This is a genomic window from Streptomyces sp. NPDC051907 (assembly GCF_040681075.1).
GTDB lineage: Bacteria > Actinomycetota > Actinomycetes > Streptomycetales > Streptomycetaceae > Streptomyces.
In genome coordinates, this window is record NZ_JBFAYB010000121.1 from 1 (window position 1) to 21,956 (window position 21,956).

Here is a 21,956-nt window from a genome sequence, read left to right on the forward strand (position 1 = left end):
GCGCCGGTCGCCACCGCCGCCCGCGCCCTGCCGCTGGTCCGGAGGCCGACCGCCCTGCCCGCCGCCCTGTCCGCCGCGCTCCCGCCTCGGCGCGCCCGCGCCGCCGCCGGCGGAGCGGTCCGCGGCCTCGTCGTCGAGCCGCAGCGTGAGCGAGATCCGCTTGCGCGGGATGTCGACGTCGAGGACCTTGACCTTCACCACGTCGCCCGGCTTCACCACGTCCCGCGGGTCCTTGACGAAGGTCTTCGACATGGCCGACACATGGATCAGACCGTCCTGGTGCACGCCCACGTCCACGAACGCGCCGAACGCGGCGACGTTGGTGACCACGCCCTCCAGCACCATCCCGGAGACCAGGTCGCCGATCTTCTCCACGCCCTCCTTGAAGGACGCCGTCTTGAAGGCCGGTCGCGGGTCGCGGCCGGGCTTCTCCAGCTCGCGCAGGATGTCGGTGACGGTCGGCAGACCGAAGGTCTCGTCCACGTAGTCCTCCGCCCGCAGCGAGCGCAGCCCTCCGGTGTCGCCGATCAGCGAGGCGACCTCGCCGCCCGTCGCCTTCGCCATCCGCCGCACCACCGGGTACGCCTCCGGGTGCACGCTGGAGGCGTCCAGCGGGTCGTCCCCGCCCCGGATGCGCAGGAAGCCCGCACACTGCTCGTACGCCTTCGGGCCCAGCCGTGCCACGTCCTTGAGCGCCTTGCGGGAGCGGAAGGCGCCGTTGGCGTCGCGGTGGGCGACGATGTTCTCGGCGAGGCCGGCGCCGATGCCCGACACCCGGGAGAGCAGCGGCGCGGACGCGGTGTTGACGTCCACTCCGACGCCGTTCACACAGTCCTCCACGACAGCGTCCAGCGAGCGGGAGAGCTTCGTCTCGGACAGGTCGTGCTGGTACTGGCCGACGCCGATCGACTTGGGGTCGATCTTCACCAGCTCGGCCAGCGGGTCCTGCAGCCGGCGGGCGATGGAGACCGCCCCGCGCAGCGAGACGTCGAGGCCGGGCAGCTCCTGCGAGGCGAACGCCGAGGCGGAGTACACCGAGGCGCCCGCCTCCGAGACCATCACCTTGGTCAGGCCCAGCTCCGGGTGCTTGGCGCACAGTTCGCCGGCGAGCTTGTCGGTCTCGCGGGAGGCGGTGCCGTTGCCGATCGCGATCAGGTCGACCGCGTGCTCCTTGGCGAGCCGCGCCAGCTTGGCCAGCGACTCGTCCCACTTGTTGGCAGGCACATGCGGGTAGACGACGTCCGTGGCGACGACCTTGCCGGTCGAGTCGACGACGGCGACCTTCACGCCCGTACGGAAGCCGGGGTCCAGCCCCAGGGTCGCCCGGGTGCCCGCGGGCGCCGCCAGCAGCAGATCCCGCAGATTGGCCGCGAAGACCCGTACCGCCTCGTCCTCGGCGCCCGTGCGCAGCCGCAGCCGCAGATCGATCCCCAGGTGCACGAGGATCCGGGTGCGCCAGGCCCAGCGGACCGTGTCCGCGAGCCACTTGTCGCCGGGCCGGCCCCGGTCGGCGACGCCGAAGCGGTGGGCCACCAGCCCCTCGTACGAAGAGGGCCCGTCCGTCGCCTCCTCGGGCTCCAGCACCAGGTCCAGGACCTCCTCCTTCTCGCCGCGGAGCATGGCGAGCACCCGGTGCGAGGGCAGCTCCTTGAACGGCTCGGAGAAGTCGAAGTAGTCGGCGAACTTCGCGCCCGGCCCCTCCTTCGCGTCGCCCTTGCCCTCGCGAACCTTCGCCACGAGCCGGCCCCGCGTCCACATCCGCTCGCGCAGCTCGCCGATCAGGTCGGCGTCCTCGGAGAAACGCTCCGCCAGAATCGCCCGGGCGCCCTCCAGCGCGGCGGGCGCGTCCGCGACGCCCTTGTCGGCGTCGACGAAGGCCGCGGCCGCGGCGAGCGGCTCGACGGACGGGTCGCCCAGCAGCCCCTCGGCGAGCGGCTCGAGACCGGCCTCGCGGGCGATCTGCGCCTTGGTGCGGCGCTTGGGCTTGAACGGCAGATAGATGTCCTCCAGGCGCGCCTTGGTGTCGGCCGCCCGGATCTGCGCCTCGAGCTCGCCGGTGAGCTTGCCCTGCTCGCGGACCGACTCCAAGATCGCGGTCCGCCGGTCCTCCAGCTCCCGCAGATACCGCAGCCTCTCCTCGAGCGTGCGCAGCTGCGCGTCGTCGAGCATCTCGGTGGCTTCCTTGCGGTAGCGCGCGATGAACGGCACGGTCGATCCGCCGTCGAGCAGCTCGACGGCCGCCTTCACCTGCCGCTCGCGTACGCCGAGCTCCTCGGCGATCCTGCCTTCGATGGACGTCGTCACGGTTTCCCGACTCGCCTTCTCGTGCTGGCTGTGCTTGAGAGTGCATTGTGCCGGGTGGCCGGGCGCCGTGTCGCGCGCGCCCGCTGTGCGCCGTCCGCCCGCGCCGGTCGGCGCCTGCCGCTCAGCCCTTGTCAGAGAGGTCCGCGGGGAACGCGCCCGCGGACACCGCGGTCATCAGGAAGCCGCGCCCCAGCTCGGTGAGGCGCTCGACGCCCTCGGCGCCCAGATGCTCGTACGGAGCGAGGTCGAGGCGGTCGGTGACCTCCTCCAGCTCCGCCCGCAGCTGTGCGCCCGCCTCCGTCAACTGGCCCTCGCCGTCCAGCAGTCCGCGCTGGCGCAGCCGCCCCGCCGCGGCGTCCCAGTCGGTGCGCCGCCAGCCGCGGGTGGACAGGATCCAGCGCGGCGACATGCCCTTGCCGGTCGCGGTGTGGCTCACCAGCGCCTCGAGCGGGTCGAGGCCGGCGGAGAGCAGGGCCACGAGATGGGCGTCGCCGCGGTGCTCGCGCAGCAGCGTCGCGGCGTGCCAGTAGGCGAGGTGCGGCTCTTCGGGCACGGGCAGGTCGGCGTGCGCGGCGTACAGCGGCCGGGCGTGCCGGGTGCACGCCTCGGTCGCGCGCAGCGCCAGCTGCGCGGCCTCGGCGAGCTCCTTGGAGGCGACGACCTCCTCGCCGAGCAGCCGCCGCAGGGTGGAGTCGACGGCCCGCAGCCGCGCGTCCAGCACCGCCTGCGGGGAGGCGGTCTCCCATACGGCGGGCAGATGCTCGGCGATGATCTCGTGGTTGAAGTTGTAGAAGGCCGCGGCGACGGCCCCCGGCCCGACCGCGCCCATGGCCGCGCCGCGCCCGGCGAAGTAGGCGGCGCGCGGATTCTCGACGCCGAGCCGAGCGAGCTCCTCGGCGAAGTCCGGCGAGAAGTACACCGTCGAGTGCATCGGGTTCAGAGCGTTGTGGCAGCGGCGTCCCGCGCGCGGAGGCAGAGAGGTCATGGCCTGCACGTTACCGACTGGTCGGTACGCCCGGAAGAGGGGGGCGGCGGCCGCGGGCCGCCGGCGGCAGGAAAGGCGGGCCATTCGTCCTTGCGGCCATGATCGTCGGCGGCCGACGATGAAAGCCCCCGGTGCGCAGACGCCACGGACGCCACAGGCACCGCAGACGCCTCAGACGCCTCAGACGCAGAGGGGCCGGGGGCCAGAGAGCCAGACAGAACGAGAAAGGGACGCCATGCAGATCGCGATCGTTCTCTTCGACCGCTTCACCGCGCTCGACGCGGTGGGCCCCTACGAGATCCTCAGCCGCATCCCCGGCGCCGAGACCGTCTTCGTCGCCGAGCGGGCGGGGCCCGTGCGCAACGACAATGCGGGCAGCCTCGCGCTGACGGCCGACCGCACGCTGGGCGAGGTGCGGCGACCGGACATCGTCGTCGTCCCGGGCGGCCCGGGCCAGACCGCGCAGATGGAGAACGAGACCCTCCTGGACTGGCTGCGCGCGGTCGACGCCCACACCTCCTGGACGGCCTCCGTGTGCACGGGGTCGCTGCTGCTCGCCGCCGCCGGGCTGCTCGAGGGCCGCCGGGCCGCCTCCCACTGGCTCGCGCTGGAGTATCTGGAGAGCCTCGGGGCCCGGCCGACCGGCGAGCGCGTCGTGATCGACGGCAAGTACGTCACCGGGGCCGGCGTCTCCTCCGGGGTCGACCTGGGGCTCGCCCTGGTCGGCGAGGTCGCGGGCGAGCGGCGGGCGCAGGCCGTGCAGCTGGCCGTGGAGCACGACCCGCGGCCGCCCTACGACGCGGGATCGCCCGCCACGGCCCCGGCGGATCTGGTCGAGGAGCTCCGCTCCAGGAGCCGCTTCACCCCCCGATAGTCCACTCGAAGCGCGGCGGGCGGCGCTCCAGGAAGGCGGCGACGCCCTCCGCGGTGTCGCCGCCGGTGCGCGCCTGCTCCGCCCAGTAGGCGTCCCGGTCGGTGCGGCCGTTCGCGAACTCCTTCGCCGCGGCCTGGGTGAGCTGCGAGCGCGTGGTGAGGATCCGGGCGAACTCGGCGGCCCGCTTGCCCAGCTCGTCCTTGGGCAGCACCTCGTCGACCAGACCGGTCCGCAGCGCCCGTTGTGAATCGATCAACTCGCCGGAGAACAAGAGGTACTTGGCGGCGGCGGGTCCCACCAGCGCGGCCAGGCGGCGGGTCGTGCCCGCCGGGTAGACGATGCCGAGCTTGGCGGGCGTCACGCCGAAGAGAGCCTCCTGCTCGGCGAAGCGCAGATCGCAGGCGGCCGCGAGCTGGCAGCCGCCGCCCACGCAGTAGCCCCGTACGACGGCGAGCGTCGGCTTGGGGAAGGCGGCCAGCGCCTCCTCGGCCCGCACCGCGAGCGCCTGCGGGTCCTCGCCCGGGGTGCGCAGCGAGGAGATGTCCGCGCCCGCGCAGAACGTGTCGCCCGCGCCGGTGAGCACCAGCACGCGCACCGCGCCGTCGCCGGCGAGCTCGTCGAGCAGACCGGGCAGCGCACGCCACATGTCGGCGGTCATCGCGTTGCGCTTGGCGGGATTGCCGATCACCACGGTGGCGACGCCGTCCTCGACGGTGTGCGTCAGGCGGGGCGCGTTCGGCTCGGGCGGCGGGGAGGGCTCCATGCGCCGGATGCTATCCGGCGGGGCCGAACCTATGATCAAGACGGGGGTGCGGCAAGGAGGCACGGATGGCCGGTACTGCCCAGGAGGCCAGGAAGCTCAAGCGCGGGTTCGGCGTGCTGACGGTGCTCGGGGCGGTTCTCGTCCTCGGCGGCATCGTCGGCCTGATATACACCGCGGCCGCCACCTTGACCTCGATGCTGCTGTTCGGCTGGCTGCTCCTGATCTGCGGGCTCGTCGGCCTGCTCCACGCGATCGAGTCGAGGGGCACCAACTTCTTCTGGCTGGGCGTGGTGGTCGCCGCCCTGAACATCGCCGCCGGCGTGGTCGTCATCCGCCATCCCGAGACGGCCGCCGAGGGGCTGACGATGTTCGCCGCCCTGCTCTTCCTGACCGGCGGCCTCTTCCGTCTGGTGGGCAGCGTGGTAGTGCGTGGCCCGCAGTTCGGCTGGACGCTCGTGCAGGGCGCGTTCGGCATTCTGCTGGGCGTGCTGGTGCTGGCGAACTGGCCGGAGAGCAGCCTCTATGTGCTGGGCACGTTCTTCTCGCTGGCGCTGCTCTTCGACGGCCTCGGTCTGATCGCCCTCGGCGTCGGCGGCCGCCGGATCGTCAACATGGTCGCCGAGCCGGAAAAGCGACCAGAAGAAGATCAAGAAGAGTCGAACAACTGACGCTGTCATACGCACACGGTCAAAAGCCGTCGATAGATGCTGACTTCTGTTCAGCGGACCGGTCCGGACCAAGTGATTCCCAACACTTGTTACTCGATGGTCAGGGGCAGTCGAGCCGAGGGTGGGTGCCGGACTATGGAGAGCCGCGGGAGCGTCCCGGCCCGGCCGCTGTCATACGAAGGCGTCTGGCGATTCACCGCTCCTGCGGTCGACGTCTCGGTGCCGCAGGCCCGTCACGCGGTGCGGGACCTGCTCAACCGCCAAGGAGTGCCCGTCCAGGACGACCTGGTGCAGGGACTTCTGCTGATCGTCTCCGAGCTGGTCACCAACGCGGTCAAGCACGCGGCGCTGCTCTCGCCCGAGCTGGCCGTCGAGGTCGCCATCGGCCCGGAGTGGATCCGGGTGTCCGTGGAGGACAACCACCCCTACCGGCCGACGCCGCTGGAGTCGGACTACGCGCAGACCGGCGGCCGGGGACTGCTGCTCGTACGGGAGATCACGCTGGAGGCCGGCGGGACGTGCGACGTCGAGCACACCGCGACCGGCGGCAAGATCATCTGGGCCGCGCTGCCGCTGTCCCCGCCGACCGGGCTCCCGCCGCTGTAGCCGGAGCGCCTCGGGCCAGGCGGGGCCGCGACGCGCGGCCCCGCACCGCCCGCGGGCTCACCAGCCGCCGGCGGGCCCCGTCAGCTCCCTGATCGCCGGGCGCGCCGCGTCCAGCACCGTCATGAACCACGCCGAGAACGGCGCCTCCGCGTGCCGCTCGGCCAGCTCCCCGGGGGTCACGAAGGCCGTCTCGTCGATCTCCTGCGGGTCCGGTCGCAGCTGAGACTGCACCATTCCCACGAACAGGTGATTGAACTCCTGCTCCACCAGACCCGAATCGGGGTCCGGGTGGTTGTAGCGGACCGTGCCCGCCTCCGCGAGCAGCGTCGGCGAGACCCCCAGCTCCTCGTGCGTACGCCGGGCCGCGGCGGCGAACGGTCCCTCGCCCGGGTAGGGGTGACCGCAGCAGGTGTTCGACCAGACCCCGGGGGAGTGGTACTTGCCCAGCGCCCGGCGCTGCAGCAGCAGCCGCCCCTGCTCGTCGAAGAGGAACACCGAGAACGCCCGATGCAGCTGGCCCGGCGCCTGATGGGCGGCGAGCTTCTCCGCGGTGCCGATGGTGTTGCCCTGCTCGTCGACCAGCTCGAGCAGGATGTCCTGTGGCGAGCCGTTCGACTGGGGAGCGCCGTTCGACGAGCTGTTCGCCGCGGTAGCAGGTGAGGTCGGCATAACCATCCTTCGCATCGGTCCTCGGCCCTGGGGGGCCTGCTCAGTCTGCCGTACAAAAGCGGCTTGTCCGCACTTCGGCAGCCCGGGCATGTCCGCCTCCGCCCCCGCCGTCGGCGCCCGCGGCGGGGGCCGGGCCGCCGCTCAGACTCCGAAGGCCGCCGGATAGCGGATCGTGCCCTGCGGCACGTCCGCGGAGCCGTCCAGGACCAGCGCCATCATGGCCTCGTCCGGAACCTCGAAACCTGGCCTGATTCCATAGCGCGAGGCCGGTTCGAACCCGAACCGCGGGTAGTACTCGGGGTGCCCGAGGACCAGGACCAGCCCCTCCCCGCGCGCCTTGGCCGCCTCCAGCACCGCCCGGACGACCGCCTGGCCCGCGCCCTGGCGCTGATGCTGGGGAGCGGTGGAGACCGGCGCCAGCGCCAGCGCGGGCGCGTCGGCGACGCGGCAGCGGGTGAGCAGGGCGTACGCCGCGATCGAGCCGTCCGCGGCCACGGCGACGTACGACAGCCCCTCCAGCCACGCCTCGCCGTCCTCGCGGAGCGCGTCGACCAGGGCCGCCTCCGCGGGCGTCGGGAAGGCCGCGGCGTTGACGGCGTGCACGGCGGCGACGTCCGCCTCGGTCTCCGGCCGGGTCGGCCAGCGCGCTTCGGAGAGCTCGGACACGGCGGAGGGCTCGGACACAGCGGGGACTCCATTCATCGGCAGGGCTTCGTCTCTCAGCGGCACGGCTCTCAGTGGCACAGCTTCGCCTCGTGCTCGGCGTGGCCGACGGGCTCCAGCTGGAAGGTGCAGTGCTCGACGTCGAAGTGATCGCCGAGGCAGCCCTGGAGGTCGTGCAGCATCTTCTCGTGCCCCACGGCGTCCAGCGCGTCCTGGCTGACGACCACATGCGCCGACAGCACCGGCATCCCGGAGGTGATCGTCCAGGCGTGCAGGTCGTGCACGTCCTCCACGCCGGGCAGCGCCACGATGTGCGCCCGCACGTCGGCCATGTCGACGCCCTGCGGCGCCGCCTCCAGCAGCACGTTGAGCGTCTCCCGCAGCAGCTTGAAGGTGCGCGGCACGATCATCAGGCCGATCGCGAGCGAGGCGATCGGGTCGGCCGCCTGCCAGCCCGTGAGGAGGATGACGCCCGCGGACACCAGGACCGTCAGCGAGCCGAGCGTGTCCGCGAGGACCTCCAGATAGGCCCCTCGGACGTTCAGGCTCTCCTTCTGGCCGCGGACCAGCAAGGAGAGGGAGATCATGTTGGCGACCAGGCCGACCAGGGCGAACGCGATGGTCAGCCCGCCCTTCGTCTCGGCCGGGGTGATGAAGCGCTGCACCGCCTCGAAGAGCAGGTATCCGCCGACGCCGAGCAGCAGCACGCAGTTGGCGAGCGCGGCGAGGATCTCGGCCCGGGCGAAGCCGAAGGTGCGGTTGGCCCCGGCGGGGCGGTTGGCGAAGTGGATCGCCAGCAGCGCCATGCCCAGGCCCACCGCGTCGGTGGCCATATGGGCCGCGTCCGCGATCAGGGCGAGGGATCCGGACAGGACGCCGCCGACGATCTCCAGGACTGTCACGCTCAGCGTGATCGCCAGGGCGATGCGCAGCCGTCCTCGATAGGCCGCGGCCGCGGTGCCGGTCGGCGGCGGGCCGCCGTGCGTATGGCCGTGGTCGTGCCCAGCCCCCATGGGGACGCCTCCTGGTCGTCAGTCGCCTTCCGGACCCCCAAGCGCGGCATCCGGTCGTCTTGTCTGCTCTTCGGCGACTTCAGTGAACTACGGGTGGGGGGTATCGGGCAACACGAGACTGAACACCGTTGTCATATGCTCTGACCTGCGGAAACGACCGCAGGTCAGAGTGCCTGCGCGATCATTCGCCGGCGGCCTCGGGGTGGCGCAGGAGCCAGCCGGCCCAGGCCGACTCGACCATGTCGCGCACCTCGTGCGAGGCCTTCCAGCCGAGCTCGCCGCTGATCCGGTCGACCGAGGCGACGGCCTTGGCGGCGTCGCCCGCCCGCCGCGGCTCCACGACCGTCCCGCCGGTCCACCCGGTGACCTCGCTCACCAGATCGGCCAGCTCGCGCACCGAGACGCCGGCCCCGCGGCCGATGTTCACGGTCAGATCGCCCGGGCCGCTCTGCCCGGCCAGCCGGCGGGCGACCGCGAGATGCGCGTCCGCCAGGTCCGCGACATGGATGTAGTCGCGGACGCACGTGCCGTCCGGGGTCGGGTAGTCCGCGCCGAAGATCCGGAGCGGCTCGCCCCGGGTGATCCGGTCGAAGAACATCGGGATGATGTTGAACACCCCGGTGTCGGCCAGCTCCGGCGCCGCGGCGCCCGCCACGTTGAAGTAGCGCAGACAGGCCGTCGACAGCCCGTGCGCCCGGCCCGCCGCCCGCACCAGCCACTCGCCGGTGAGCTTTGTCTCGCCGTACGGATTGATCGGCTCGCACGGGGCGCCCTCGGGGATCAGCTCCATCTCCGGCACTCCGTACACCGCGGCCGAGGACGAGAACAGGAACCGCTCCACCCCCGCCGCGACGACCGCGTCGAGCAGCACGGTCAGCCCGTGCACGTTCTCCCGGTAGTAGCGCAGCGGCTGCTCGACGGACTCCCCGACCTGCTTCTTCGCCGCCAGATGCACCACTCCGCTGACGTCGTGCTCCGCCAGCGTGCGGTCGAGCGTCTGACGGTCCAGCACCGATCCGCGGACCAGCACGACCTCGGAGGGCAGTCTCTGCGCGATGCCCGAGGAGAGATCGTCCAGGACGACCACCCGCTCGCCGGCACTTGTCATGGCCCGCGCCACATGCGCGCCGATGTACCCCGCTCCACCTGTGATCAGCCAAGTCATGACCGCCAGCCTAGGCCCTGAGGGCCCGCGGTTTGTGGGGCAAGGCATTGATCGACGATGATGATCTCGGCGGGTCTCCGGGGCATGAACAACCGGTGAAATCACGCTTCCATTCATCCGATAGCCTCTGCCGACGTGCCGCGGCCCGGTCCCCAGTCGACCGGGTCCACCTGTCGCGCACCAGCATCGTCAGCCCCAAGGAGTGAGTTCGTCTGTCGACCGCCATCCTCACCGGTCCGCCGGTACCCGGATCGTCGCTCGAGGGCGATCTGCGGTCGCTGGGCTTCGACGTACGGGTCGCCTCAGGCCCTGAGGACACCGCCGCCCAGGTCGCGGCCGTGCCGGGCGGAGCCCGCGTCGCCGTCGTCGACCCCTGCTTCGTCGGACACGTGCACGCCCTGCGCCTTGCGCTGACGGACCCCCGCTTCCCGGCGGCCGCGGTCCCCGGCGCGCTGACGGCGCAGCCCGAGGCCCGCGCCGCGCTGACCCGGGTCCTGGCCGCCGCCTCGGACGACGCCTCCCGGGGCCCGGAGGCGGGCGCCGCGGCGACCGCGACCGCGTCCCTCGTCGGCCGGACCGCCGACGCGCTGGAGGCCGAGGGCGTCGGCGTGCACCGCCCCGAGCTGGGCTCGCTGGTCGCCGAGGTGCCGCTCGACCTGGAGGCCAGGCACCGGGCCCGGGCCGCCGTCGAGGCGGTCGACGACGAGGCCGTACGGCTGCGCTCCGCGGTCAAGGCCCGCGACGGCTTCTTCACCACCTTCTGCATCAGCCCGTACTCCCGCTACCTCGCCCGCTGGTGCGCGCGGCGCGGGTTCACCCCGAACCAGGTCACCACCGCCTCGCTGCTGACCGCGCTGCTCGCGGCGGGCGCGGCGGCCACCGGCACCCGCGGCGGCTACATCGCCGCCGGGCTGCTGCTGATCTTCTCCTTCGTGCTGGACTGCACCGACGGGCAGCTCGCCCGCTACTCCCTGCAGTACTCCACGATGGGCGCCTGGCTGGACGCGACGTTCGACCGGGCCAAGGAGTACGCGTACTACGCGGGCCTCGCGCTGGGCGCCGCCCGCGGCGGCGACGACGTGTGGGCGCTCGCGCTCGGCGCGATGATCCTCCAGACCTGCCGGCACGTCGTCGACTTCTCCTTCAACGAGGCGAACCACGACGCGACCGCCAACACCAGTCCCACCGCCGCGCTCTCCGACAAGCTCGACAGCGTCGGCTGGACGGTGTGGGTGCGCCGGATGATAGTGCTGCCGATCGGCGAGCGCTGGGCGATGATCGCCGTGCTCACGGCCGTGACCACCCCGCGGATCGTCTTCTACGCCCTGCTGGTCGGCTGTGCGCTGGCCGCCTGCTACACCACCGCGGGCCGCGTCCTGCGCTCGCTGACCCGCAAGGCGCACAGGACCGACCGGGCCGCCCAGGCCCTCGCGGACCTCGCCGACTCGGGGCCGCTCGCCGAGGGCGTCGCCCGCGCCCTGGCGGGCCGGGCCGCCTCGCTGCCCGGGCTGATACCCCTGGCGAGCGCCGTCGCCGGCGCCGCGGCTCTGGTGGCCACGGCCGTCTTCACCGAGTACGGGGCGCCCTGGACGCTGCTCGCCGCCGCGGTGTACGTCCTCGCGTCCGGCCTCGCCGTCGCCCGCCCGCTCAAGGGCGCGCTCGACTGGCTGGTCCCCCCGGTGTTCCGGGCCGCCGAATACGGCGCCATCCTGGTGCTCGCGGCCCACGCGGAGGTGAACGGAGCGCTGCCCGCAGCCTTCGGGCTGGTGGCCGCCGTCGCCTACCATCACTACGACACGGTGTACCGCATACGCGGAGGCACGGGGGCGCCGCCGCACTGGCTGGTGCGGGCAGTGGGCGGACACGACGGACGGATCCTCGCGGTCGCGCTGCTCTCCGTCCTGCTAGACAACTCAGACTTCACCATCGCGCTGACGGCCCTCGCTGTGGCCGTGGCCCTCGTGGTGCTCGTCGAGAGCATCCGCTTCTGGGTGTCCTCCGGAGCACCCGCCGTACATGACGAAGGAGAACCCGCATGATCGGCCTCGTACTGGCAGCCGGTGCCGGAAGGCGACTGCGCCCCTACACCGACACGCTTCCGAAGGCCCTCGTGCCCGTCGACGGCGACACCACCGTGCTCGACATCACCCTCGGGAACTTCGCGGCGATCGGCCTCACCGAGGTCGCCGTCGTCGTCGGCTACCGCAAGGAGGCCGTCTACGCGCGCCAGGCCGAGCTGGAGGCCACGTACGGCCTCAAGCTCACGCTCGTCGACAACGACAAGGCCGAGGAGTGGAACAACGCGTACTCCCTGTGGTGCGCGCGCGAGGTCCTCAAGCAGGGCGTGATCCTCGCCAACGGCGACACCGTGCACCCCAAGTCCGTCGAGGAGACCCTGCTCGCCGCCCGCGGCGACGGGAAGAAGATCATCCTCGCCCTCGACACGGTCAAGAGCCTCGCCGACGAGGAGATGAAGGTCGTCGCCGAGGACGGCAGGGGCGTCCAGCGGATCACCAAGCTGATGGACCCCGCGACCGCCACCGGCGAGTACATCGGCGTCACGCTCATCGAGCCCGAGGCGGCCGTGGAGCTCGCCGACGCGCTGAAGGCCACCTTCGAGCGCGACCCCGACCTCTACTACGAGGACGGCTACCAGGAGCTCGTCGACCGCGGCTTCACCGTGGACGTGGCCCCCATCGGCGACGTCAAGTGGGTCGAGATCGACAACCACGACGACCTCGCGAAGGGCCGTGAGATCGCGTGCCAGTACTGACCCGGCTCATCCCGTCCCCGGTCGTCGTCGACATCCGCGCGGGAGCCCTGAACGAGCTGGCGGGCATCCTGGCCGACCAGCGGATCTCCGCGTCCGGCAAGCTCGCCTTCGCGATCAGCGGCGGCTCCGGGCAGGCCCTGCGCGAGAGGCTCTCGCCGGTCCTCGCCGGCGCCGACTGGTACGAGGTCTGCGACGGCACGATCGACTCGGCGGTCAAGCTCGCCGACGACATAAAGGGCAGGCGCTACGACGCCGTCGTCGGCCTCGGCGGCGGCAAGATCATCGACGTGGCGAAGTACGCGGCGGCCCGCGTGGGGCTGCCGATGGCCGCCGTGGCGACCAACCTCGCGCACGACGGCCTGTGTTCGCCGATCTCGATCCTGGACAACGACAACGGCCGCGGCTCCTACGGCGTTCCGTCGCCCATCGCCATGGTCATCGACCTCGACGTGGTCCGCGACGCCCCCGTGCGCTTCGTCCGCTCCGGCATCGGCGACGCGATCTCCAACATCTCCGCCATCGCGGACTGGGAGCTCGCGCACCGCGTCGCCGGCGAGTCGGTCGACGGCCTCGCCGCGGCGATGGCCCGCACCGCGGGCGAGTCGGTGCTGCGCCACCCCGGCGGGGTCGGCGACGACGAGTTCCTCACGGTGCTCGCCGAGGCGCTGGTGCTCTCCGGCATCGCCATGTCGATCAGCGGCGACTCCCGCCCCTCCTCGGGCGCCTGCCACGAGATCAGCCACGCCTTCGACCTGCTCTACCCCAAGCGGGCCGCCAGCCACGGCGAGCAGGTCGGCCTCGGCGCCGCCTTCGCCATGCATCTGCGCGGCGCGAGCGAGCAGGCCGGTCTCTTCGCCGAGACGCTGCGCAGACACGGGCTTCCGGTGCTGCCCGACGAAATCGGCTTCACGACGGACGAGTTCGTCGCGGCCGTGGAGTACGCACCGCAGACCCGGCCGGGGCGGTTCACCGTCCTCGAGCACCTCGACCTCACCAACGACCAGATCAGGGACGCGTACGCCGACTATGCCAAGACCATCCGTAGCTGAACTCCGTCCGGTCGTTCACCCGGAGGGAGTGAAGGACCGGCGAAGCGGAGAGCACTGGGCCGGCCGTCTGTACATGCGGGAGATCTCGCTGCACATAGACCCCTACCTGGTCAACACGAGGATCACGCCGAACCAGCTCACCTACCTCATGGTCGTGGTGGGCGTGCTCGGCGGCGCCGCCCTGCTCGTTCCCGGGCTGACCGGCGCGATCCTCGCGGCCGTCCTCTTCCAGATCTATCTGCTGCTCGACTGCGTCGACGGCGAGGTCGCACGCTGGCGCAAGCAGACGTCGATCACCGGCGTCTACCTCGACCGGATCGGCCACTACCTGTGCGAGGCGGCCCTGCTGGTCGGCTTCGGCCTGCGCGGCGCCGACCTGTTCGGCGACGGGCGGCCCGAGTGGCTGTGGGCGTTCCTCGGCACGGTCGCCGCCCTCGGCGCGATCCTGATCAAGGCCGAGACCGACCTGGTCGACGTGGCCCGGCAGCGCAGCGGGCTGCCCGCGGTCAAGGACGAGGCCGCCGTGCCGCGCTCCTCCGGCCTGGCGGTCGCCCGTCGCGCGGCGGCGGCGCTCAAGTTCCACCGGCTCGTCGGCGGGATCGAGGCCAGCCTCTTCATCCTGCTCGTCGCGATCCTCGACATGATCCAGGGCGACTTGTTCTACACCCGCCTCGGCATCGCGGTCCTCGCGGGCATCGCGGTCCTCCAGACGCTGCTGCACCTGGTCTCCATCCTGGCGTCGAGCAGGCTGAAATGAGCACGGCGACCAAGAGGCCGATGAAGCTCGGCGCCGTCATCATCACGATGGGCAACCGCCCGGACGATCTGCGGGCCTTGATCGAGTCGGTCGCCAAGCAGGACGGCGACCCGGTCGAGGTGGTCGTCGTCGGCAACGGCGCGCCGGTGGTCGACGTCCCCGCGGGCGTGCGGACCGTGGACCTGCCCGAGAACCTGGGCATCCCCGGCGGCCGCAACGTCGGCATCGAGGCCTTCGGGCCGGCCGGGTCGGACGTCGACGCCCTGCTCTTCCTCGACGACGACGGCCTGCTGCCCAACGCCGACACCGCCGAGCTGGTGCGGCGGGCCTTCGCCGAGGACCCGAGGCTGGGCATCGTCAGCTTCCGGATCGCCGACCCGGAGACCGGGCTCACCCAGCGCCGGCACGTCCCGCGGCTGCGCGCCTCGGACCCGATGCGCTCCTCGCGGGTCACGACCTTCCTCGGCGGCGCGAACGCCGTGCGCACCGAGGTCCTCTCCGAGGTCGGCGCGCTGCCCGACGAGTTCTTCTACGCCCATGAGGAGACCGACCTCGCCTGGCGTGCGCTCGACGCGGGGTGGGCGATCGACTACCGCGCGGACATGGTGCTCCTCCACCCGACCATGCCGCCCTCGCGGCACGCGGTCTACCACCGCATGGTGGCCCGCAACCGGGTCTGGCTGGCGCGCCGGAACCTGCCCGCCCCGCTGGTGCCGGTCTACCTCGGCGTGTGGATTCTTCTCACACTCGCCCGGCGCCCCACCAAGAGCGCACTCAAGGCATGGTTGGGGGGGTTCCGGGAGGGTATGCGCACCCCCTGCGGTCCACGCCGCCCCATGAAGTGGCGTACGGTGTGGCGGCTCACCCGGCTGGGCCGACCTCCTGTCATCTGACAAGCTCGGTTCTGAGAGCATCGGGCCTGAACCAGCGCCCGAACTGCCGCGCATCTTGAACACGAAAGTTTCAACTTGTGAGTGACACAACCCATGACGGTGCCCTCGCGATGAGCCCCAGGCCATCCGCGGACGACGGCCTGTCCTCGGCGGAGCTCGCCGCCAAATACGGTCTGTCGGTGAGCGGCGCCAGGCCGGGGCTCGTCGCCTACGTCAGGCAGCTCTGGGGCCGGCGCCACTTCATCCTGGCCTTCTCGCAGGCCAAGCTGACGGCCCAGTACAGCCAGGCCAAGCTCGGCCAGCTGTGGCAGGTGGCGACCCCCCTGCTCAACGCCCTCGTGTACTTCCTGATCTTCGGGTTGATCCTCGAGGCGGACCGGGGGATGCCCACCGAGATCTACGTCCCGTTCCTGGTGACGGGCGTGTTCGTCTTCACCTTCACCCAGAGCTCCGTGATGGCGGGCGTCCGGGCCATCGCCGGCAACCTCGGGCTGGTGCGCGCCCTGCACTTCCCCCGGGCGTCGCTGCCGATCTCGTTCGCGCTCCAGCAGCTCCAGCAGCTGATGTTCTCCATGATCGTGCTGGTGCTGATCGTGGTCGCGTTCGGCAGCTACCCCTCGCTGTCCTGGCTGCTGGTGCTGCCCGCCCTGGCGCTGCAGTTCGTGTTCAACACCGGCCTCGCGCTGATCATGGCGCGGCTGGGCTCCAAGACGCCGGACCTGGCGCAGCTGATGCCGTTCATCATGCGTACCTGGCTGTACGCGTCGGGCGTCATGTTCTCGATCCCGGTGATGCTCAAGGACAAGCCGGCCTGGATCGCGGACGTGCTGATGTACAACCCGGCGGCCGTGTACATGGACCTGATCCGCTTCGCGCTGATCGACGGATACGGCTCCGAGAACCTGCCCTCTCACGTCTGGGCGGCAGGCCTGATCTGGGCGGTCCTGATCGGCTGCGCCGGCTTCGTGTACTTCTGGAAGGCTGAGGAGCGGTACGGCCGTGGCTGACGACAAGAACGACCTCAAGGCCCCCGTCGGGCCCCGCGTCCCCACGGTCATCGCCGACGACGTGCACATCGTCTACCGGGTCAACGCCGGCAGCGGCGGCAAGGGCAGCGCGACCGCGGCCCTGAGCCGGATACTGCGCCGGGACAAGGGCGAGTCCCGCGGGGTCCGCAAGGTGCACGCCGTGCGCGGCGTCTCCTTCACGGCGTACCGCGGCGAGGCCATCGGCCTCATCGGCACCAACGGCTCCGGCAAGTCGACGCTGCTGCGGGCCATCGCCGGCCTGCTGCCCGCCGAGAGCGGCAAGGTCTACACCGACGGCCAGCCCTCGCTGCTGGGCGTCAACGCCGCGCTGATGAACGACCTGACGGGCGAGCGCAACGTCATACTCGGCGGCCTGGCCATGGGCATGTCGCGCGAGGAGATCCGCGAGCGCTACCAGGGGATCGTCGACTTCTCGGGGATCAACGAGAAGGGCGACTTCATCACCCTTCCCATGCGTACGTACTCCTCCGGCATGGCGGCCAGGCTCCGCTTCTCCATCGCCGCCGCCAAGGACCACGACGTCCTCATGATCGACGAGGCGCTGGCCACCGGCGACCGCCGGTTCCAGATCCGCTCCGAGGAGCGGATCCGGGAGCTCCGCAAGGAGGCGGGCACGGTGTTCCTGGTCAGCCACAGCAACAAGTCGATCAGGGACACCTGCGACCGCGTGCTGTGGCTGGAGAAGGGCGAGCTGCTGATGGACGGCCCGACCGACGAGGTCATCAAGGCCTACGAGAAGGAGACCGGCAAATAGCCGGGAGGGCGTAAGGATCTCGACGGACGGCCCCCGCCGCGGCAACCCGGCGGGGGTCTGCCGCGTCCGCAAGAGCGGCGCACTTGTTCATACGCGCAACACCCCGGCGTATCAGTGGGCGTTGTACAACGTAAGCTGTACCAGTGCTGAATCGCGGCAAGTGGGGCGATACCCCCTAGGCATCCCGTCCGCCAGGCGGTCTCCCCCCAGTCGGGAAGACCGGCGGCGTGTCCGAAATAGGATGTATTAGGTCAGCAGTGTAGAACGGGAGATGTGACGGCAATGACGGAAAATCTCCAGCTCCGCGAGGCTTTCGCCGTCCCCGCGCCGGGCAGCCCGGCATGACGGGCGTCCAGGAGGCGAGCGCCCCGGCGCCGGTCGACTCCGTGCGCGCCACACTCGACAAGGCCGCGCACGAGAACTTCCCGGTGGCCCCGTTCTATCTGCCGCGCGCCTGGCGCGACGACCTGATGGCGGTGTACGGCTACGCCCGCCTCGTCGACGACATCGGCGACGGCGACCTCGAGCCCGGCGGCGCGGACGCCCGGCTGCTCGGCGTCGGCGCCGACCGGGCCGAGGACCGCCTCGCCCTGCTGGACGCCTTCGAGGCCGACCTGCGCCGCGTCTTCCCCTGCGACCCGCCCGAGGCCCCCCGCCACCCCCTGCTGCGCGCCCTGCAGCCCACCGTGCGCCGCCGCTCCCTCACCCCCGGCCCCTTCCTCGGCCTGATCGAGGCCAACCGCCAGGACCAGGCGGTGCGCCGGTACGAGACCTACGACGACCTCCTCGCCTACTGCGCGCTGTCCGCCAACCCCGTCGGCCGCCTGGTGCTCCAGATCACCGGCACCGCGAGCCCCGAGCGGGTGCGCCGCTCCGACGCCGTCTGCACCGCGCTCCAGATCGTCGAGCACCTCCAGGACGTGCGCGAGGACCTCGGACGCGACCGGATCTACCTGCCCGCCGAGGACCTGGCCCGGTTCCATGTCACCGAGGCCGACCTCGCCGCCCCGACCGGGGGCGCGTCGGTGCGCGCGCTGGTCGCCTTCGAAGCGCAACGCGCCCGTGAGCTGCTGAATGAGGGCACTGCGCTGGTGGGTAGCGTCCACGGCAGGCTGCGGCTGCTGCTCGCCGGCTTCGTGGCCGGCGGTCACGCCGCGCTCAATTCGATCGCCGCCGCCGGCCACGACGTACTGCCCGGACCGCCCAAGCCCGCCAAGGCGAATCTGCTGCGTGAAGTGGGAGCTGTCTTGCGAAGAGCGCGTAGAGAGGGGTGAGCCGGAGCATGGAGGGACCGACGGACGTCTCCGCACCGGTGCAGGCCGCGTACGGCTACTGCGAAGCCGTCACCGGGCAGCAGGCGCGGAACTTCGCCTACGGCATCAGGCTGCTGCCGACCGACAAGCGGCAGGCCATGTCCGCGCTGTACGCGTTCTCGCGGCGCGTCGACGACATCGGCGACGGCACGCTCGCGCCCGACGCCAAGCGCGACCGCCTCGAGAGCACACGGGAGCTCCTGGACCGCGTCCGGCAGGGCGCGGTCGACGAGGACGACACCGACCCGGTCGCCGTGGCGCTCGCCGACGCGGCCCGCCGCTTCCCGCTGCCGCTGGGCGGCCTCGACGAGCTGATCGACGGCGTGCAGATGGACGTCCGCGGCGAGAGCTACGAGACCTGGGACGAGCTCAAGGCCTACTGCCGGTGCGTCGCCGGCGCCATCGGACGGCTCTCGCTCGGCGTGTTCGGCACCCAGCCCGGCGCGCGCGGAGTCGAGCGCGCCTCCGAGTACGCCGACACGCTGGGGCTCGCGCTTCAGCTCACCAACATCCTGCGCGACGTCCGCGAGGACGCCGCCAACGGGCGTACGTACCTGCCCTCCGACGACCTCGCCAAGTTCGGCTGCTCCACCGGCTTCCACACCGCGACCCCGCCGTCCGGCTCCGACTTCGCGGGCCTCGTGCACTTCGAGGTCAGGCGCGCCCGCGCCCTGTTCGTCGAGGGCTACCGGCTGCTTCCCCTGCTCGACCGGCGCAGCGGCGCCTGCGTCGCCGCCATGGCCGGGATCTACCGCCGCCTCCTCGACCGCATCGAGCGCGACCCCGAGGCCGTGCTGCGCGGCCGGGTCTCCCTGCCCGGCCGGGAGAAGGCCTACGTCGCCGTGCGCGGGCTGTCCGGGCTCGACGCCCGGCACGTCACCCGGCAGACCCTCAGAGGGCGCTCCTGATGCCCGCACGCGCGCACAAGCGGCGGGCAACCCTCCGCCTTCGCCCCGCGTCCCTGACTGCAACGGCCCGAGGGGAGGTCGCATGACGGACGACGACATGCGCTCCGGTCACGCCGTGGTGGTCGGCGGCGGACTCGCCGGCGTCACCGCGGCGCTGCAGCTCGCCGACGCGGGAGTCCGCGTCACCCTGCTCGAAGGCCGCCCCCGTCTGGGCGGCCTCGCCTTCTCCTTCCGCCGCGGCGAGCTCACCGTCGACAACGGCCAGCATGTGTATCTGCGCTGCTGCACGGCCTACCGCTGGTTCCTGGACCGGGTCGACGGCGCTCGTCTCGCCCCGCTGCAGCCCCGGCTGGACGTTCCCGTCCTCGACGTCGCGCACCCCCGGGGCCCCCGGCTCGGCCGGCTGCGGCGCACCGCGCTGCCCGTGCCCCTGCACCTGGCGGCGAGCCTCGCGACCTATCCGCACCTCTCGCTCGCCGAGCGGGCGGGCGTCGGCCGCGCGGCGCTCGCCCTCGGCCGGCTCGACCCCGCCGACCCGGCCCTGGACGGCATCGACTTCGCCACCTGGCTCGGCCGCCACGGCCAGTCGCAGCGCGCCGTCGACGCGCTGTGGGACCTGGTCGGCGTGGCGACCTTGAACGCCACCGCGCCCAACGCCTCGATGGGGCTGGCCGCCATGGTCTTCAAGACCGGGCTGCTCTCCGAGCCCGGCGCCGCCGACATCGGCTGGGCGCACGTGCCCCTCGGCGAGCTGCACGACACCCTCGCCCGCAAGGCCCTCGACTCCGCCGGGGTGCGCACCGAGCTGTCCACTCGCGTACGGGGCATCTCCCGTGCCGAGCAGGGGCGTTGGCAGGTGGACGTGGACGGTGAGCGGCTGGAGGCGGACGCCGTCGTCCTCGCCGTGCCGCAGCGCGAGACGCACGCCCTGCTGCCCGAGGGGGCCCTTCAGGACCCCGACCGGCTGCTCGACATCGGGACCGCGCCGATCCTCAACGTCCATGTCCTGTACGACCGCAAGGTGCTGCGCCGGCCCTTCTTCGCCGCGCTCGGCACCCCCGTCCAGTGGGTCTTCGACCGCACCGAGGCGTCGGGGCTGAAGGACGGCCAGTATCTGGCGCTGTCCCAGTCCGCCGCCGAGGACGAGATCGACGCGCCCGTGGCCGAGCTGCGCGAGCGCTATCTGCCCGAGCTGGAGCGGCTGTTGCCCGGCGCCCGGGACGCGCGGGTGCGGGACTTCTTCGTCACCCGGGAGCGGACAGCGACGTTCGCACCCACTCCGGGCGTCGGCCGACTGCGACCGGGTGCGCGCACCCGCGCTCCCGGCCTGTACCTTGCGGGCGCGTGGACCGCCACGGGGTGGCCCGCGACCATGGAGAGCGCCGTGCGCAGCGGCTTCGCCGCCGCCGGGGCAGCGCTCTGCACGCTCGGCCGTCGCCATGAACACCCGCTCAAGGAGGCGGCATGAGCACCCGTTATGGAACAAGAGGAGAGACTGTGCCGACTGTGCCCTCGGCGAACACGGCTGACGACACCGCAGCCAGCGCAGCAAGCGTGGACATCCTCGCTCTGCTGGAACGCGGGCGGACCATGTCCACCCCGGTGCTGCGCGCCGCCGTGGACCGGCTCGCGCCGCCCATGGACACCGTCGCCGCCTACCACTTCGGCTGGATCGACGCCGAGGGGCAGCCGTCCGAGGGCGACGGCGGCAAGGCCGTGCGCCCCGCGCTTGCGCTGCTGTCCGCGGAGGCGGCCGGCGCCCCGGCAGAGACCGGCGTCCCCGGCGCGGTGGCCGTCGAGCTGGTGCACAACTTCTCGCTGCTGCATGACGACCTGATGGACGGCGACGAGCAGCGCCGCCACCGCGACACCGTCTGGAAGGTCCACGGGCCCGCCCAGGCCATCCTCGTCGGCGACGCGCTGTTCGCCCTCGCCAACGAGGTCCTGCTGGAGCTGGGCACGGTCGAGGCCGGGCGCGCCACCCGCCGGCTGACCACCGCGAGCCGCAAGCTCATCGACGGCCAGGCCCAGGACATCTCCTACGAGCACCGCGAGCGGGTCACCGTCGAGGAGTGCCTGGAGATGGAGGGCAACAAGACCGGCGCCCTGCTGGCCTGCGCCGTCTCCATCGGCGCGGTGCTCGGCGGGGCGGACGACAAGACCGCCGACACGCTGGAGGAGTACGGCTACCACCTCGGCCTCGCCTTCCAGGCCGTCGACGACCTGCTCGGCATCTGGGGCGACCCGGTCGCCACCGGCAAGCAGACCTGGAGCGACCTGCGCCAGCGCAAGAAGTCCCTGCCGGTCGTCGCCGCGCTGGCGGCCGACGGCCCGGCCTCGCGGCGCCTGGGCGAGCTGCTCGCCGCCGACGCCAAGAGCAATGAGTTCGACAGCTTCTCCGAGGAGGAGTTCGCCATCCGGGCGGCCCTGATCGAGGAGGCCGGCGGCCGCGAGTGGACCTCTCAGGAGGCCCGCCGTCAGCACACCGTCGCGATCGAGGCGCTCCACGGAGTCGACATGCCCCACAAGGTCCGCGACCAGCTCGTCGCGCTCGCGGACTTCGTCGTCGTACGCAAGAGATGACGTACGGACGGAACGGCCGTACGGAAGAGATGATCACGATCACCCTGATATGAGCTCGCAGTCGCCGGCCGTGGAGACCGAGGCCAAGCGCCTGGCCGCCGACCCGGCCGTCGAGAAGGTCGTCCAGAACAAGAAGTTCTCGATCTCCGCGACCCAGGACAACCCGC

General features: G+C 72.1%; 20 protein-coding genes and 1 pseudogene. 14 read left to right on the forward strand and 7 right to left on the reverse strand.

Annotated features, from left to right (window positions below; all coding sequences use genetic code 11):
* Positions 1-2,304, reverse strand: a 2,304-nt coding sequence (locus tag AB0M39_RS36865) for a Tex family protein (protein WP_365371954.1), incomplete at its 3' end; no start/stop codon positions are given.
* 121 nt (positions 2,305-2,425) lie between these two features.
* Positions 2,426-3,289 (reverse strand): hypothetical protein, encoded by an 864-nt coding sequence (locus AB0M39_RS36870; RefSeq protein WP_365371957.1) that lies wholly within the window; start codon positions 3,287-3,289, stop codon positions 2,426-2,428.
* A 235-nt stretch (positions 3,290-3,524) separates the two neighbouring features.
* On the opposite strand from AB0M39_RS36870, the gene AB0M39_RS36875 reads away from it, so the two are divergent.
* A complete protein-coding gene (locus AB0M39_RS36875; RefSeq protein WP_365371959.1) occupies positions 3,525-4,163 on the forward strand; it encodes a DJ-1/PfpI family protein in 639 nt (212 codons plus the stop codon).
* On the opposite strand, the gene AB0M39_RS36880 is transcribed toward AB0M39_RS36875, so the two are convergent.
* On the reverse strand, positions 4,150-4,926 hold the full coding sequence (locus AB0M39_RS36880) for an enoyl-CoA hydratase/isomerase family protein (protein WP_365371961.1): 777 nt from the start codon (positions 4,924-4,926) through the stop codon (positions 4,150-4,152). The two genes, AB0M39_RS36875 and AB0M39_RS36880, sit on opposite strands and share 14 nt — an antisense overlap.
* Before the next feature lie 65 nt (positions 4,927-4,991).
* On the opposite strand from AB0M39_RS36880, the gene AB0M39_RS36885 reads away from it, so the two are divergent.
* Complete coding sequence (locus AB0M39_RS36885) at positions 4,992-5,594, forward strand: HdeD family acid-resistance protein (RefSeq protein ID WP_365371964.1); 603 nt, start codon at positions 4,992-4,994, stop codon at positions 5,592-5,594.
* A gap of 135 nt (positions 5,595-5,729) precedes the next feature.
* A complete protein-coding gene (locus AB0M39_RS36890) occupies positions 5,730-6,200 on the forward strand; it encodes an ATP-binding protein (RefSeq protein ID WP_365371967.1) in 471 nt (156 codons plus the stop codon).
* Between the two features lie 57 nt (positions 6,201-6,257).
* Here the strand turns inward: AB0M39_RS36890 and idi are convergent, their stop codons facing one another.
* The 4 genes and pseudogenes from idi to galE form a co-directional block, all read right to left on the reverse strand.
* Positions 6,258-6,869 carry an isopentenyl-diphosphate Delta-isomerase gene (idi, locus tag AB0M39_RS36895; RefSeq protein ID WP_365371969.1) on the reverse strand — a complete coding sequence of 204 codons (612 nt, stop codon included), beginning with the start codon at positions 6,867-6,869 and terminating at the stop codon, positions 6,258-6,260.
* A gap of 141 nt (positions 6,870-7,010) precedes the next feature.
* Positions 7,011-7,523, reverse strand: a pseudogene (locus tag AB0M39_RS36900) (N-acetyltransferase); the annotation flags it as partial.
* Positions 7,524-7,603: 80 nt separating this feature from the next.
* Positions 7,604-8,545, reverse strand: a complete 942-nt coding sequence (locus AB0M39_RS36905; RefSeq protein ID WP_365371972.1) for a cation diffusion facilitator family transporter — start codon at positions 8,543-8,545, stop codon at positions 7,604-7,606.
* Positions 8,546-8,726: 181 nt separating this feature from the next.
* On the reverse strand, positions 8,727-9,710 hold the full coding sequence (galE, locus tag AB0M39_RS36910) for a UDP-glucose 4-epimerase GalE (RefSeq protein ID WP_365371975.1): 984 nt from the start codon (positions 9,708-9,710) through the stop codon (positions 8,727-8,729).
* A 212-nt stretch (positions 9,711-9,922) separates the two neighbouring features.
* Here galE and AB0M39_RS36915 point away from each other — a divergent pair, with 212 nt between their 5' ends.
* The 11 genes from AB0M39_RS36915 (at position 9,923) to AB0M39_RS36965 (ending at position 21,789) form a co-directional block, all read left to right on the forward strand.
* Complete coding sequence (locus tag AB0M39_RS36915; RefSeq protein WP_365372005.1) at positions 9,923-11,749, forward strand: DUF5941 domain-containing protein; 1,827 nt, start codon at positions 9,923-9,925, stop codon at positions 11,747-11,749.
* The gene (locus AB0M39_RS36920) at positions 11,746-12,483 is read left to right on the forward strand and encodes a phosphocholine cytidylyltransferase family protein (RefSeq protein ID WP_365371978.1); all 738 of its coding nucleotides are present in this window, start codon (positions 11,746-11,748) and stop codon (positions 12,481-12,483) included. The genes AB0M39_RS36915 and AB0M39_RS36920 overlap by 4 nt, the downstream gene beginning before the upstream one ends.
* Positions 12,471-13,532, forward strand: a complete 1,062-nt coding sequence (locus tag AB0M39_RS36925; RefSeq protein ID WP_365371981.1) for an iron-containing alcohol dehydrogenase family protein — start codon at positions 12,471-12,473, stop codon at positions 13,530-13,532. The genes AB0M39_RS36920 and AB0M39_RS36925 overlap by 13 nt, the downstream gene beginning before the upstream one ends.
* Complete coding sequence (locus tag AB0M39_RS36930) at positions 13,510-14,289, forward strand: CDP-alcohol phosphatidyltransferase family protein (RefSeq protein WP_365371984.1); 780 nt, start codon at positions 13,510-13,512, stop codon at positions 14,287-14,289. Before AB0M39_RS36925 ends, AB0M39_RS36930 begins: the two co-directional genes overlap by 23 nt.
* Positions 14,286-15,182, forward strand: coding sequence for a glycosyltransferase (locus AB0M39_RS36935; RefSeq protein ID WP_365371987.1), 897 nt, complete (start codon positions 14,286-14,288; stop codon positions 15,180-15,182). Before AB0M39_RS36930 ends, AB0M39_RS36935 begins: the two co-directional genes overlap by 4 nt.
* A gap of 77 nt (positions 15,183-15,259) precedes the next feature.
* Positions 15,260-16,189 (forward strand): ABC transporter permease, encoded by a 930-nt coding sequence (locus AB0M39_RS36940; RefSeq protein ID WP_365371990.1) that lies wholly within the window; start codon positions 15,260-15,262, stop codon positions 16,187-16,189.
* Entirely contained in the window at positions 16,182-16,985 is an 804-nt protein-coding gene (locus tag AB0M39_RS36945) for an ABC transporter ATP-binding protein (protein ID WP_365371992.1), read from the forward strand. Before AB0M39_RS36940 ends, AB0M39_RS36945 begins: the two co-directional genes overlap by 8 nt.
* A 341-nt stretch (positions 16,986-17,326) precedes the next feature.
* Positions 17,327-18,259 (forward strand): squalene synthase HpnC, encoded by a 933-nt coding sequence (gene hpnC / locus AB0M39_RS36950; protein ID WP_365371994.1) that lies wholly within the window; start codon positions 17,327-17,329, stop codon positions 18,257-18,259.
* Positions 18,260-18,267: 8 nt separating this feature from the next.
* Entirely contained in the window at positions 18,268-19,206 is a 939-nt protein-coding gene (hpnD, locus tag AB0M39_RS36955; RefSeq protein ID WP_365371997.1) for a presqualene diphosphate synthase HpnD, read from the forward strand.
* A gap of 82 nt (positions 19,207-19,288) precedes the next feature.
* Entirely contained in the window at positions 19,289-20,674 is a 1,386-nt protein-coding gene (gene hpnE / locus AB0M39_RS36960) for a hydroxysqualene dehydroxylase HpnE (protein ID WP_365372000.1), read from the forward strand.
* Positions 20,671-21,789, forward strand: coding sequence for a polyprenyl synthetase family protein (locus AB0M39_RS36965; RefSeq protein ID WP_365372002.1), 1,119 nt, complete (start codon positions 20,671-20,673; stop codon positions 21,787-21,789). Before hpnE ends, AB0M39_RS36965 begins: the two co-directional genes overlap by 4 nt.
* Positions 21,790-21,956 lie beyond the last annotated feature (167 nt).

What these genes read in the sequence shown, in the direction of transcription:
- AB0M39_RS36880 (WP_365371961.1), bottom strand. Translation starts at nt 4,926, where the DNA reads ATGGAGCCCTCCCCGCCGCCCGAGCCGAACGCGCCCCGCCTGACGCAC.
- AB0M39_RS36905 (WP_365371972.1), bottom strand. Translation starts at nt 8,545, where the DNA reads ATGGGGGCTGGGCACGACCACGGCCATACGCACGGCGGCCCGCCGCCG.
- idi (WP_365371969.1), bottom strand. Translation starts at nt 6,869, where the DNA reads ATGCCGACCTCACCTGCTACCGCGGCGAACAGCTCGTCGAACGGCGCT.
- AB0M39_RS36890 (WP_365371967.1), top strand. Translation starts at nt 5,730, where the DNA reads ATGGAGAGCCGCGGGAGCGTCCCGGCCCGGCCGCTGTCATACGAAGGC.
- AB0M39_RS36930 (WP_365371984.1), top strand. Translation starts at nt 13,510, where the DNA reads ATGCCAAGACCATCCGTAGCTGAACTCCGTCCGGTCGTTCACCCGGAG.
- galE (WP_365371975.1), bottom strand. Translation starts at nt 9,710, where the DNA reads ATGACTTGGCTGATCACAGGTGGAGCGGGGTACATCGGCGCGCATGTG.
- hpnD (WP_365371997.1), top strand. Translation starts at nt 18,268, where the DNA reads ATGGAGGGACCGACGGACGTCTCCGCACCGGTGCAGGCCGCGTACGGC.
- AB0M39_RS36965 (WP_365372002.1), top strand. Translation starts at nt 20,671, where the DNA reads ATGAGCACCCGTTATGGAACAAGAGGAGAGACTGTGCCGACTGTGCCC.
- AB0M39_RS36920 (WP_365371978.1), top strand. Translation starts at nt 11,746, where the DNA reads ATGATCGGCCTCGTACTGGCAGCCGGTGCCGGAAGGCGACTGCGCCCC.
- AB0M39_RS36935 (WP_365371987.1), top strand. Translation starts at nt 14,286, where the DNA reads ATGAGCACGGCGACCAAGAGGCCGATGAAGCTCGGCGCCGTCATCATC.
- AB0M39_RS36870 (WP_365371957.1), bottom strand. Translation starts at nt 3,289, where the DNA reads ATGACCTCTCTGCCTCCGCGCGCGGGACGCCGCTGCCACAACGCTCTG.
- hpnE (WP_365372000.1), top strand. Translation starts at nt 19,289, where the DNA reads ATGACGGACGACGACATGCGCTCCGGTCACGCCGTGGTGGTCGGCGGC.
- AB0M39_RS36875 (WP_365371959.1), top strand. Translation starts at nt 3,525, where the DNA reads ATGCAGATCGCGATCGTTCTCTTCGACCGCTTCACCGCGCTCGACGCG.
- AB0M39_RS36885 (WP_365371964.1), top strand. Translation starts at nt 4,992, where the DNA reads ATGGCCGGTACTGCCCAGGAGGCCAGGAAGCTCAAGCGCGGGTTCGGC.
- hpnC (WP_365371994.1), top strand. Translation starts at nt 17,327, where the DNA reads ATGACGGGCGTCCAGGAGGCGAGCGCCCCGGCGCCGGTCGACTCCGTG.